Here is a 13106-nt window from a genome sequence, read left to right as displayed (position 1 = left end):
AAATCATAAAAGATCAGGCTGTTACGAGAATCATTTGAACCGGTATTGATTTGAATTGTCTTTCCGTTTTGAAAGTTGAGAGAAAGTGGTAATTTAAAACTGTTATCGTTCTATGGAAGAAATTAAATCTTTTGTCAAGAAATATTTTGACCTTGACCTTGCTCATGCCTCAATTGAAGCGTTTGCATGCCTTTTGAAACCTCAACAATTTAACAAAGGCGATTTGATCTTTAATGATCGAAGCGTTTGTAAAAACCTTTACTTCATTAAAAAAGGACTGGTGAAATTTTATTTCATCAATGAAAATGGGAAGGAAGTCATTTTTCGGTTTTTTGCGGAAAACACTTATTTTACTTCATTAGAGAGTTTCCTGAATCACAAAAATGCGGCCCAGTTTGCCAAGGCTATCGAAAATACGGAGGTATTCTTTTTAAATAAAACCGAGTTGGACAGATTGATTGCCTCTCATCCAGCTGTAGCGGGAGTTTACAAAAGTATGTTTGCAACGGTCAATACTAATATGATAAAAAGGTTTAGCGAACTGATGTCCTGCGATGCGGCTGAACGGTATGAAAATTTTCTGAAAAACAATAGTGCTTTACTTCAACGCATCAGTCTGGGCGACCTGGCGAGCTACCTGGGTATCACACAAGAATCATTAAGCCGAATCAGGGCCCGAAAATGATTTTTTACCAAATGTCAAAAGAATTGCTGTTTATTTGATTTTTCTTTGTCCAATAATATTGCAGTATGCAAAGCAGATGGACTTCTTTCGGGTATGTATTGGTTTTTATACTTTTAATAGCTTGCACAGGTTATTACTTTGTTGGATTTGCAGGAATATTATTTTCTGTTTGTTTTATAGGTGGGCTTATTTTCTGGCTGCTTACTACTTTCAAAAATCCTGTCAATCCGTATAAATTTATTCTTCCCTATCTCGTTACGATCATCTTTTTCATCATACATGCATATGAAGAGTATGCTATACATGTGGAGACAACGCTCTCTAAAATGTCAGGCCTAGAAGTTTCCCAAAATAATTTCTTAATTATTGCTGCATTTACAGCGCCAATTGTTTGGTTATTGGGTGCAGCACTGGTTCTGAAACGATTCGCTTTTGGTTATTTTCTTTGCAGCACTTTTTTATTCGGCATGATGATAGCCGAACTTTCACATTTCATTTCTCCGTTGATGGAAACCGGCCCTTACTATTCACCGGGAATGTACACTGCCATTCTTCCTGTTGCTTCCAGCTGGTACACGTTCTATATCATTCGCAAAGAAATAAAAGTGATGCAACAAGATCCGTCAATAAACAACTAACCATTCTTTAATAATGCCTTTTACAATTTTCGGTAAAATAAAACCAACTCCCTAATATTATTTATGAAAAGTAAACCCAAAATTGCCATACTGGTTTTTGTGATTTTGATCTCGGGAATTACCTATTCCTATATTTCAATAGGCATTGCCCCATTATTAATTATTGGCATTCCCGGAATATTCGCTTATTGGTTTTGGCATGCAACTTACCTAAAAAACGCCATTGAGCCTTCAATGATCCTACCTCCGTTCTTAGCTACTGTAGCAGGATTTGAGTTTCATTTGATTGAGGAATATTTAGGAAACTATTCTCAGGCGATTAGTCGTATTTTCAATTTTGCATGGACAGAATCTACCTTCTTTATTGTTATCGTTATTTTATCAGGGGCATTATTTTTGGTAACTATGGGACTGTTGTATAAACACCCCATTGCCGGGTTCATCGCTATCCTGTTTGTGATGACACGATTTGCAGAAATGTTACTTTTTATTTTTCCATTCATCCAACCGCAAATCCAGGCAGAAAATGCCAATGCCATTTCTCAAAATATTGGTGGCACTTTAGTTAAGAATATGCCCAATTACTATTTCCCTACTACAGGGCATTATTATTTTCCAGGAATGTACACCTGGCTATTGACACTTGTTCCGGCGATTTATTGCGTCTATATAATACAGAGAGAACATAAAATTAATCAAAACCTAATTGCTCAATGAACAGTACCCTTAGAATATTATTCATTGTCCATGCTCTTGTAACTTTTGCAGCTGCCGTAGTGCTTATCGCAGCCCCTGCTGCCATTCCAGGTGCGGTTGACATTAAGATGGGGCAGGATCAATTTTTGTTGTGCTATTTCCTGGGGGCAGCAGAGTTAGCAATCGCCTATCTATCGTTTCAGAGCCGCAAGATTACCGATGCAAAGGCATTGCGGATCATTGTTATTTCATTCATCATTTTCCACACTGCCACAGGCTTATTGGAAGCATTTGGAGCAACCCAGGGGATCAGTCCAAAAATAATTGCCAACATTGTTTTAAGAATTTTAATAGTCTCTCTGCTGTATTATTTTGGATTACATAGATATTCAAACAATCCCAATAAACAAAACAGTAGTGCACAATAATTTTCAGGCTTAACAAAAAAAAATGAAGAATCCCAGCCCGTAATGAGGTTTAACGGTCAGTTGCTATCTGACAGACTACAAAGCACTAAAATGGCGGATACAATATCGTAACCACCTTTCCAAAGTAGATTAAAACAAAAATGTTTCAAGTATGAAACTTCTACTTACACTATTACCGGTCATCTTTGTCATCCATTTGGCCCATGCTCAAAAAACGCAGGCGCTTAATCAAGGATCAGAAGACCAAGAGATCGAAGACGCTAAGGCTGCAGATATTGGCGTACAGGTTGGCCCGCAAGCAGGCGTCTCACTCAGCAAAAACAATAATGCATATGTTGGCCTCAGCCTGCGGCTGACATCGTCAGGTAGTCCACTAACAATCCAGCCAACCTTCCAATACGTCTTTGCGGAGAACCAGACCCTCTATCACTTAGGGATTAACCTGCTGTATGAATTTCCATTTACATCCCGCATCAAGCCCTATCTTGGAACTGGTGTGAATTTGAGTTCCTTCAAGTTGAAAGCTCCCCCTACGAATTTGAATATTGATGATCAGGGAAGTCGTCTTGGTATGAACCTGATCGCCGGCATCCGATTTAATTTTCCATGGGTGTCTCCATACTTGCAGGTTAAGAAAAACCTGGGGGAGTTCGACGGCACTTTTCTCGGTGGCGGGATCGAACTAAAGTTACGTCAGCGCAGCGAATCCATCTCGCTACCTCAAATGAAACGCTTCATTGTCACTCCATACATGGCAAATAATGTTGCTGGAAGCGTTCAGCCCGGGCGCGTTGGATGGGGCATGTCGCTCGCTTTCTTCCCATGGCAGCATCTGGGTTGCGAATTCGACATTGAGCAGCATCGGCACTTTTTCCGCGATAAAGACGTTGCCGACCTCGTACCAACCCAGGTGGATCTTAATACAAGCGCCACGTTGTACTCCATAAGCATGGTGCAACGCTATTACCTGGGCAATCCAACGTACGGTGCCTGGTGCCTGTACGCGACCGCCGGAGCCGGTGTTATTCATGATCAGTTCAAAGGAATCCCACACCAACCCGGTGTGTCAGCATTCTTCAGGAAACAGACAGACCCGACGCTAACCGGGGGCCTCGGCATCATTCATATGTTTACGCCCCGTGTCGGCTTACGTTTTGATGCACGCTACTTTCATGCCTTCGTCAACGAAAATGCAAACAATGGCGGCTATTTCAAAGATTATGATTTTTTACGTCTTTCAACCGGCGTAACCGTTAGTTTTAATTAAACCTCTTTAACCCGATTATTGTTGACACTCCCAATATAATGAACAAGCAACTTATTTTTCCGCCCCCTGTAACTAAAGATAGACCCAGAATGAAAAATTTAGACAATACCGAATTACGGGAATGTGATTAAATTAGCATATGGACCTAAAAATTCTTTCCATTGTATGGGGTGTTAAAAACTTGGATGCTGCGATTATTTTTTGGTGTGAAGCGCTAAACTATGAATTGAAACGGGAACCCGATGTAGACTTCGCAATATTGGTGCCCAAAAATGGCCAGGGGCTTCAATTGTCGTTAAAATTAACGGTTTCCGATAAACCTAAAAGACATCATATTGACCTAATAGCCGAAAACCAAAAAACAGAAGTAGAACGATTGATTAAGTTGGGCGCAACAAAAATTGAGAATTGGCAATACGAGGAAGATGCGGATTATGTCGTTTTACTTGACCCGGACGGAAATCCTTTTTGCATTGTTCAAGCCTGATTTAATCTCCGAAGAACAAAAAAACGGGAAAAGCCTTGGCAGACAATTCTCTTATCATTTTTGTTTGCCTCAATAGAAGAAACCCGCTGTATCATACCTGCACAAACTTCAAATTTTTCAAATAACTGGTGATCCATAGCATTATGAGTTAGCTGTTTTTACATTTCTTTGCCACAAGATTTGTCTCCACACCCGATTCAGAGGGGTCAGTCAATTTCGCTAAATAAATTTCTTCCTTCGATCCTTCCCCAAAGGAAGGAGAAGAAACAAGACCTTCGAGGTCAAACCTGTCGCTATACATAAAAAGGTGCGCCATCGACTGATTATCATCCGGGTCTGTGCCACCAATATCGCTACTGATAAGAACCCTTGGTTTATACGGAACCGGTTGCTGACCATATACATTCAACGAAAGCATTATAACGATAAGAGACAGGAATACCTTCACCCCTCCGGAATTAAAATAATTTAGAAATAACAATATCATTTCATTTGCTTTTGTAAATAACAACCGGTAAAACGACCGTATCCATTGGTTGAGCGTCTACCTCCGGGCTTTCCAGGCTGCGTATTTTTCAAGGACCTTTGACGGGGCACCGGAATACCAGCTGTACCCAACCCGCCGCTCATATTCGATTTCGGCAATACTTCCTTTTTTGACACCATCCCGGCCACAAAAAAATGGCCTGCCGGTTTCAAGATCATAAAAACGGGCCCACAACGGCGCTGCAGTTGAATCCCTTATTACAATTATATCTTTTTCCCCGGCATCCGTAACCATATTTTTGAGCCTCCTATTCCGGATCTCATGATCGCAGAACCAACGAACCGCTCCCTCAACCGCTTTAGAAACACCCTTTGAAGGATCGGCAATGCTCATCAGGAACAATGTAATTCCGGCCGATTCGGAACCGCTGAAGGATGCCAATTCGTATGCACGCGCATTAGCCGGCAACAGTGTTACTTCATCATGCTGTGCACACCAAACTGTTGGTTTCCCTGCTACAATAATTTGAGATTTAAGAATACATTCAATCCCTTTATCGATGGCATTCCTGATCTTCAGCCTTGTATCCTGCGGCAAATCCAGTGCGGAATAAGGCCTTTCATTGTTATCGATACTTTTTAAGAACCCAAGGATATTGACCATCGCGTTGTCGTTGTAGGTCACATGACTCGAATAGGAAACGCCTTTTCGTGCAGGAAAAAACTGGGGCCAGCCTCCTGATTTATACTGAGCAGTCAAAATATACCGGATCCCGTTCTCCATGGCCTTTTTGTACCGGTCATCTTTACACCGTTCATAAACTCTCGCCAGGAATTTAAGTTCAGTGATGGTAGCACCATTATCAAATGTTGCGCCGATCGCGTCCCTCCTATCCTCAAGATCCTGAACTTCAGACGCATTTAACCGGTTATAATTGATGTTTTTTCCCCAACCCCCAATCGTTTTTTGTGTACGGATTAGTTTTTCTGCAACCGATCTGGCATCTTCTGAAGCAAACCATTCAGCCGGCGCACCCGAAGCCAATTGTTTCCAATTACTACGCAAATAGTTCTTTTCCGGTTCATACCTGGAATTTTGGGCGTTCAGGCCCCGACAAACAATAAGCGCCGTTACACATAAAATAACAATATTCTTTACAGGCATCCATTTTATATTTTAGACATTAAAAAATTAGGTACTGCTCCATAAATCCCGGATCACAGATATATTTCGCGTACTCACCGGGAACATTGCATCGGAGCATATTGGAAGATCGAAATAAAACGTACCATAAGCTACTCTACAACATCTACGATCAGGCGTTTATACCTTGTCAGCCTGGGCACTCCGTGATCCGTTACAGCCAGTATAATATGTAACGTACCTGTACCCGGGGGCATCACACGATTTCTGCTGATCACAAAAAAAGCTTTGGGTTGATCAAAATTTTTAATCCCCTGCTTAATACCGGTCGCGGCATTCGAAATACCCCTGGTTCCAGCCTCAGCATAACAGAACCATTCATAAGAAAGAGCATCTCCATCCAGATCCGCAGATCCTGAAGCATCCAGCCGCACAGTGTCGCCCTGCTTTGCGGTCATTCTATCTCCATGCACAAATTCAGGTACGGGAGGATGGTTGGCTTCCTTATAAGATTTGACCGTCCAATCCATCCTGGCCGCAAAATCATTTTGAAAGGCATCTCTCCATCTCCATATTGAAGCCTGATCTGTTGTATGCCATTGACCATCCATGCCGAATACTTCGTCCTGCGCATTTGTCCATATTGGCCGTGTTTCGGACCCTAAAAACCATTTTTCCCTTTTCGGCATATATAGTTCATACCTTCCGCCCCATCCACCCCAATCAGGATGCCCGGCATCACTCAACCCATTTTGCAGTAAATTAAGAAAAGAAGGTGTGTCGCCCTCCATCATAAATTTCCAATGCGGGTAAACCGCTCCCAACGGGCCTTTTATCCGAATATTTTTATCCAGCCACTCATTGGTAACTACCGAAAAATCGGCACCGCCAAAACGCCCGTGGAACTTATCGCCTCCAATACCGATCCAGGTTGCATGATGAAACCCTCCTCCCGCATTAATGCCCGGTGTAACAATGTAGAACAGTTCCGGAAATTCTTTTCGTATCCAGGGCCCGCTATCGTCCTGGTCAGAGATCGCATAAACACGAAGCCTGCTTACAAAACGGGTTAACGCTTCTTTTCCTCTTGTGGATCTTACTTTCCAAAGCGCCTGGGCTAAAACATTCGGCCCTCCCCATATCGAAACCCATAAGGGCCTGTCATCTTTTTTATCAACTGCTTTAATTAATAGTTCCGAGCCGGGGGAGTCCATCCCTTTTCCCACTCCCTTCATCCCGTCCAGGGCGAAACCAACGCTTATATGTTCCTCCAAATATTGCTGCGTTGGATAACCCGGCTCGTGGATGCTCAGGTTGTCCCGCACAGCGCCATACGCCTCAACAATCTTTTTTATATATTCCGGCTGCACCCGGTGCTGGCCGTCACTGGTGGTGGCTATTAAACCCTCTATCTCCAACTGATTCGCGTATGTCATTAACCGGACCATCGACATCTGATCATCAGGATCTCCACCGATGTCCGTAAGAACAACAACACGATTTTTTGTCTGCGCCCGGGCGGGAAAAGCGGTCCCCAGCAAAATGAAAAGCACTGCAATTCTCAAGCCGGGTAAAATATTTTTTATTCTACTATTCATTCCTGACAACATTCCATTTCAATTACCGGATGCTATTGGAAAGTTTTTTTTAACGCTTCAACGCCATTATTGATCTCCAGAAACAATACGCATCATTATGATAGGTGGCTGCTGAAGAAGCTTGCTTCATTTCCTTTGTATGGAGGCAATCCCCGATATCATCCATATCTGTATAAAGACCAACCTTTAAACCTGCAAGCAGGGCGGTACCCAACCCCGAAGCATTATTGCGGCCAGATAAAAGCGGCCGGGCCAATAACGTAGCCAAAAAGTCCATCACGAATCCGTTACCGGTAATACCGCCGTTCACCGATAATGAACGGATCCTGATTTGTCCTGTTTGCTCTATAAAATCAATCACTTCTTTTATCTGGAAACAAATGGTTTCAAGCGTGGCCCGGACAAGATGTTCTTTGGTACAACTAAAAGTCAGCCCTGTAAACTCGGCTTTGCGTTTCATATCCCAGTAAGGGGCGCCCATCCCGCTAAAAGCCGGAACTAAAAACACACCGTTATTATCCGGAACGGACCGGGCCATCAAATCGGTTTCCGCGCTATTGGCAAACAACCCAAGATGCTTCAGCCATTCAACCATCGAGCCGCAGGAAACAATAATGCCCTCCTTGGCAAAACATATTTCTTTTTCGGTACTCCAGCAAATGGTATCAATGATCCCATCGTCGTTAACCGACACGGCGTTCCCCGTATTTACGAGAATTGAACAGCCCGTACCTAAGGTAGCCTTCGCAGTCCCTTTGTCAAAACAGCCTTCTCCAAACGCCGCAGAATGAGAGTCACCAATAAGACTGTTAACAGGGATGGGGTCAGAAAGAATCCCGTCAAAATCGGTCATCCCAAAATCGCCGGAAGAGGCTTTGATCCGGGGCAGATGCAGCTTTGACAATCCAAATAACTGCAGCAAATCTGCATCCCACTCAAGCGTGTGCAGGTTAAAGAAAAGCGTGCGCGAAGCATTGGTATAGTCGGTATAATATTTTTCTCCTTTGGTCAGCTTATACAACAACCAGGTATCTATTGTTCCAAAATAAGCTGCGCCGGCATCGATCTTCATTTTGATTAAAGGATCTTCCTCGTACAGCCAGGCCACTTTAGTACCCGAAAAATAAGGATCCGGCAAGAGTCCGGTTTTCCCTTTTATCATTTCCCGGAGGTCAGCCGCCTGCAACCGGGTACAAATATCAACCGACCGTTTGCATTGCCATACGACGGCATCGTGCAGCGGGTTCCCTCCGGCATCCCATAGTACAAAGGTCTCACGCTGATTGGATATACCGCAGGTTTTAATTTCGTGGATATCGCCGCCGCCTGCTGTAAAAAGCTGCATACAATTGCGAACTGCGGCCAAAACATTCCGGTATATCTCTTCGGGTTGCTGCTCTACAAAACCGGATTCGAGGTAATGGGTCCTCAAGGGTTCAAAAGCCGTACAGGTGGCCGCCCCCTCTTTATTAAAAAGAATGCATTTGGTACCGCTGGTTCCCTGGTCTATGGATAAAATATACGTATTCATCAGTCTTGTTTTGCGTTCGCTTTATCAATGATCACAGCAAGCAGGATCACACACCCTTTCACTACCTGCTGCCAGAAGGGAGACACATTCAGTAAAACCAGCCCGTTGTTCAATACACCGATAATAATAGCACCCATTACCGTGCCCCAAATACTACCGCGCCCCCCGCTTAACGAGGTGCCGCCAATTACCACGGCCGCAATCGCATCCAGCTCGTAACTGGTGCCCGCGTTGGGCTGTGCCGAATCCAAACGCGAGGTTACAATGATACCCCCTATTGCAGCCATTGCCCCGGCCAGCGCATAAACAATCATTTTTATATTCGAGATCCGGATACCTGAAAATCTCGCAGCCGTTTCATTGCCGCCGATAGCATAAATATATCTTCCGAGACGCGTTTGCCGGGTGATGCATACGGCGATCAGCACCACCACAGCAGCGATCCACACCGGTACGGGGACGCCCAAAAAGGATCCGGCTCCGATAAAGGCAAACTGCGGGCCAAGATTACTGATGGGTTGACCCTTTGTGTACAACATGGTAAATCCTCTTGCAATGGTAAGCATGGCAAGCGTGGCTACAAACGGGGGCACATTAAACCTTGTAATCACCAGCCCGTTGAACCAGCCCAACAACGCTCCAACAATCATCGCAGCAAGCACCACCCCCAAAACTGTAAATCCAATATAGGTATCAACCGCCGGAATAGCGATCCCGTTTTTTAGTAACCCTGCAGCCACTGCACCGCACAGCGCCAGTATAGATCCTACGGATAAATCGATACCTGCGGTTAGCACCACCAGCGTCATGCCGGTAGCGATGCAGATATTGACGGCCGTTTGTCTTAATACATTAAGCCCATTATCGGCAGTAAAGAACTTATCAGTAAGTACAGTCAATACCAAGCATAGCAAAACCAATGCAATTAAAGACTGTAAACTTTTAATGCGTTGTTTATAGGAATTATTAATGGCAATCATACCGCTTTTTAGTTTTTATGAATCGCATGTGTTAACATAGCCGCTTCGCTGGCTTCGGCAATGGGCATGCTGGCGGCAATCTCCCCTTCGCACATGACCAGCACCCTGTTGGCCAGCGCCAGTATTTCGGGAATTTCCGACGACACAACGACTATCCCAACTCCCGTTGCGGCAAGCTCTTTGATCAGCTTGTAGATCTCCGATTTGGCACCCACATCAATGCCACGGGTAGGTTCATCGAGCAACAATACTTTGGGATTTTTTGCCAGCCATTTGGCAATTACAATTTTTTGCTGATTACCGCCGCTCAGTTTCTTAGAAAGCGTTTCCTGCGAAGCCGTTTTTATATTCAGCTGCTTAATGTACCCCGTTGTCAAATCGCTCTCCCTCTTCCTGTTTAGAAAAAGCCCGCCATCTTCTAACTGTTTCAACACCGTAATACTGATATTGGGCCGCACCCCCAAATCCAGGCACAAACCCTGTAACTTTCTGTCTTCCGGCACCAGCATGATGCCCGATGCAATGGCACGCGCGGGTGTCCGTATTTTTTTCTGTTCGCCTTCCACAGCAATACTGCCCGAACTGCGCTTTGGGTGCAATCCAAATATCGTTTCGATAAGTTCGGTACGACCAGCCCCCATCAACCCGTACAGCCCCAAAATCTCTCCTTTATGTAAAGTGAACGAGGCATTATTTACCAGGTGACTACCCGCGTTCTCCTTATTCTTTAAATAAACATTTTTGACTTCCAGCAAAGGGTCATTATAAATAACATCCGATACATTCTTTTCAATCACCACTTTACGTCCGGCCATTTTTTCGATCAGTTCCTCCTGCCCGATATCCTTCATTTTGCCTGATGCAATGGTGGCACCGTCGCGCAAAACCGTGTACCGGTCGGCCTTTAGAAACAGCTCTTTGAGCTTATGAGAAATATATACGACGATTTTTCCTTCGGCTTTAAGCTCATCAATGATCGTAAAAAGATTGTCCACCTCTTTATCTGTAATGGCCGAAGTAGGTTCATCCATAATAATTACTTCGGCATTGGTGTAAAGCGCTTTCGCAATTTCCACAAGCTGCTGCTGCCCTACTTTTAAAGCAGCAATAACCGTATCGGGGCTCATTTCCAAATTCACCCGCTGCAGTAATTTTTTTGTTTGATGGCGCATCTGTGTTTTATCGAGCGTACCCCAGGTGCTTACCAACTCCCGGCCCAGGAAAATATTCTCGGCAATCGTTAGCTGCGGCACCAGGTTAAGCTCCTGGTGGATGATGGCAATGCCGGCCCGTTCCGCATCTTTGGCAGAGCCGAACCGCACTTTTTCACCATAAAAAAAAATATCGCCGTCGTATTGTGTATGCACGCCGGACAATACTTTCATAAGTGTGGATTTGCCGGCACCATTCTCCCCTACGATTGCGTTTACTTCACCGGGGTATAATTCGAGGCTGACATTATGAAGCGCAATGACTCCCGAAAACTTTTTTGTTATATTTTTCGCTACCAGCATAATCAGGAAATACGTTTTATCCTTACAGGAACAATTTCTATATCATCAAACCGAAGATGCGCTTTGTTCAGTTCTACAGCACCGGTAAATTCAATTTTGTTGCCAGGCTTTAGCATTGACTTTAAAGCGGGTATGACCTCCTGCCGCACTTTTTTATTCAGCTCCCCGGATACACCGTTCAGGTCGCCGGTATTGGGAAACGCCTGCAGGTCGATCAGGCCCGATGCGTCGCGCAGGGTGTTACCGTACACAAATTCAGTTAACACAACAGCCTTAAATGGCTGCGCCGATTGTATGGTAACAAGCACTTCGTCTTCTTTTACTACATCCACCATGGCAATACCCTTTACCATTGCATAACGATAGTTGCCAATTGCCAGTGCGTGCGTGTATTTGCCAAATCCATCCGCCGGGTCCGTCTGTAACGATTCTTTTAAAGTATTTACATCAATGGCGCTGTCTAATTTTTCCTGCAACCGGCCGGCCCATAGTTTCTGCACATAGCTTTTCGCGTCGAACTTACCGGGCCGGCTGTTCACAACATCGCTAAGCTTTCTTATATAAACAGCATTGTACCCCAGCAACACCATTGCTGTTAAAAGCAGGCCGTATTTAATTATCTTCTTCATTGGCATCCCGTGTTGATCGTATATATCTACTTTTTACCATAGGCCACATAATCGCTCACATTCATTTTTGTAACCAGCTCTACGGCTACCGGTATCTTCTGAGGGAATGTTTTTCGGCCTTTTATATATTCATCGGCAAACCCGGCGGCTGTTTGCGCCATTACCAGCGGGAACTGCATTCCGGTCGCCGCTACTTTTCCGGCGTTGATAGCGCTAATAACATCATCGGCTCCGTCAAATCCAAATACCTTTACTTTGCCGGCCTTGCCCGACGAAAGCAATGCCTGGTAAGCGCCCATCGCCATGGCATCGTTTCCGCAAAAGACCCCGTCAATATCCGGATGCGCCTGTAAGATCGATTCCATTACTTCCATGGCTTTGTTGCGATCAAAGTCGGCGCTTTGCTGGGCCACCATTTTTAAGTCTTTATAGTTGTCCGCCACGCTGTGAAAACCTTTTGACCGCGCCCAGGTGTTGTTATCCCCCACCAGGCCCAACAGCTCTACATAATTCCCCTTTTTATTCAACTGCCGGACAAAATACTTGCCAATGGCCACTGCGCCCGAATAACTATCGGACAGGATCTGAGAGGTAGCTGCATCGAGCGAATTGATCTCGCGGTCCATGCAAAATACCGGAATACCGGCGGCCTTGGCTTTTTGAACATTCGCCACCGAACCATCGGCGTCGGTAGGGTTGAAAAGAATAGCGCTAAACCCCTCCACAATAATATTATCGAAATGATCGCTTTCCAATGCCGAATTGTTTTGCGAATCGAACAGCTTCGTTTCGTAACCCAGCGATCTGGCTTTCTCTGCAGCTTTTTCTCCCAGAAAAACAAACCAGGGATTATTAAGGGTAGAAATCACTACCGCGATCTTTTTCCTGTTTTTGGACGAGGATCTTTTTTGCCCGCAATGCGCAAAAAGAAATACCGCCAGCAGGGCAATGCATATATGATCCGCTATTTTTTTCATATTCGTTGTATTGTTTATTAAACCAACTTCAGCACAACAACCAGCG

14 protein-coding genes are annotated in these 13106 nt (G+C 44.5%); 6 read left to right on the top strand and 8 right to left on the bottom strand.

Annotation, left to right across the window (positions count from 1 at the left end; genetic code table 11):
• Positions 1–112 precede the first annotated feature (112 nt).
• The 6 genes from B160_RS0102655 to B160_RS0102625 all read left to right on the top strand — a co-directional run bounded on the left by B160_RS0102655 (position 113) and on the right by B160_RS0102625 (position 4201).
• Positions 113–685 (top strand): Crp/Fnr family transcriptional regulator, encoded by a 573-nt coding sequence (locus B160_RS0102655; RefSeq protein WP_018626309.1) that lies wholly within the window; start codon positions 113–115, stop codon positions 683–685.
• Between the two features lie 65 nt (positions 686–750).
• Entirely contained in the window at positions 751–1323 is a 573-nt protein-coding gene (locus B160_RS0102650) for an HXXEE domain-containing protein (RefSeq protein ID WP_018626308.1), read from the top strand.
• A 63-nt stretch (positions 1324–1386) separates the two neighbouring features.
• Entirely contained in the window at positions 1387–2040 is a 654-nt protein-coding gene (locus tag B160_RS28245; RefSeq protein ID WP_018626307.1) for a hypothetical protein, read from the top strand.
• Positions 2037–2447: a hypothetical protein gene (locus tag B160_RS0102635; RefSeq protein WP_018626306.1), complete on the top strand. Its 411-nt coding sequence runs from the start codon at positions 2037–2039 to the stop codon at positions 2445–2447. The genes B160_RS28245 and B160_RS0102635 overlap by 4 nt, the downstream gene beginning before the upstream one ends.
• Before the next feature lie 151 nt (positions 2448–2598).
• The gene (locus B160_RS0102630) at positions 2599–3714 is read left to right on the top strand and encodes an outer membrane beta-barrel protein (RefSeq protein WP_018626305.1); all 1116 of its coding nucleotides are present in this window, start codon (positions 2599–2601) and stop codon (positions 3712–3714) included.
• Positions 3715–3853: 139 nt separating this feature from the next.
• Positions 3854–4201 carry a VOC family protein gene (locus tag B160_RS0102625; RefSeq protein ID WP_018626304.1) on the top strand — a complete coding sequence of 116 codons (348 nt, stop codon included), beginning with the start codon at positions 3854–3856 and terminating at the stop codon, positions 4199–4201.
• Positions 4202–4349: 148 nt separating this feature from the next.
• On the opposite strand, the gene B160_RS32050 is transcribed toward B160_RS0102625, so the two are convergent.
• From B160_RS32050 to B160_RS0102585, 8 genes are all read right to left on the bottom strand, one after another.
• Complete coding sequence (locus B160_RS32050) at positions 4350–4688, bottom strand: nucleoside hydrolase-like domain-containing protein (protein ID WP_018626303.1); 339 nt, start codon at positions 4686–4688, stop codon at positions 4350–4352.
• A 57-nt stretch (positions 4689–4745) separates the two neighbouring features.
• On the bottom strand, positions 4746–5852 hold the full coding sequence (gene pelA / locus B160_RS0102615; RefSeq protein WP_018626302.1) for a pectate lyase: 1107 nt from the start codon (positions 5850–5852) through the stop codon (positions 4746–4748).
• Positions 5853–5983: 131 nt separating this feature from the next.
• Positions 5984–7396, bottom strand: coding sequence for a nucleoside hydrolase-like domain-containing protein (locus B160_RS0102610; RefSeq protein WP_211218033.1), 1413 nt, complete (start codon positions 7394–7396; stop codon positions 5984–5986).
• Positions 7397–7478: 82 nt separating this feature from the next.
• Positions 7479–8960, bottom strand: coding sequence for an FGGY family carbohydrate kinase (locus tag B160_RS0102605; protein ID WP_018626300.1), 1482 nt, complete (start codon positions 8958–8960; stop codon positions 7479–7481).
• Positions 8960–9859, bottom strand: coding sequence for an ABC transporter permease (locus B160_RS0102600; protein WP_245562138.1), 900 nt, complete (start codon positions 9857–9859; stop codon positions 8960–8962). Before B160_RS0102600 ends, B160_RS0102605 begins: the two co-directional genes overlap by 1 nt.
• An 89-nt stretch (positions 9860–9948) precedes the next feature.
• Positions 9949–11454 (bottom strand): sugar ABC transporter ATP-binding protein, encoded by a 1506-nt coding sequence (locus B160_RS0102595; protein WP_018626298.1) that lies wholly within the window; start codon positions 11452–11454, stop codon positions 9949–9951.
• 2 nt (positions 11455–11456) lie between these two features.
• Positions 11457–12083: a DUF2291 domain-containing protein gene (locus B160_RS0102590; RefSeq protein WP_018626297.1), complete on the bottom strand. Its 627-nt coding sequence runs from the start codon at positions 12081–12083 to the stop codon at positions 11457–11459.
• A 26-nt stretch (positions 12084–12109) separates the two neighbouring features.
• A complete protein-coding gene (locus B160_RS0102585) occupies positions 12110–13060 on the bottom strand; it encodes a D-ribose ABC transporter substrate-binding protein (RefSeq protein WP_018626296.1) in 951 nt (316 codons plus the stop codon).
• Between the last annotated feature and the right edge of the window lie 46 nt (positions 13061–13106).

The organism is Niabella aurantiaca DSM 17617 (assembly GCF_000374125.1).
Taxonomy (GTDB): Bacteria; Bacteroidota; Bacteroidia; order Chitinophagales; family Chitinophagaceae; genus Niabella; species Niabella aurantiaca.
This window is presented reverse-complemented; position numbering and strand designations above follow the sequence as displayed.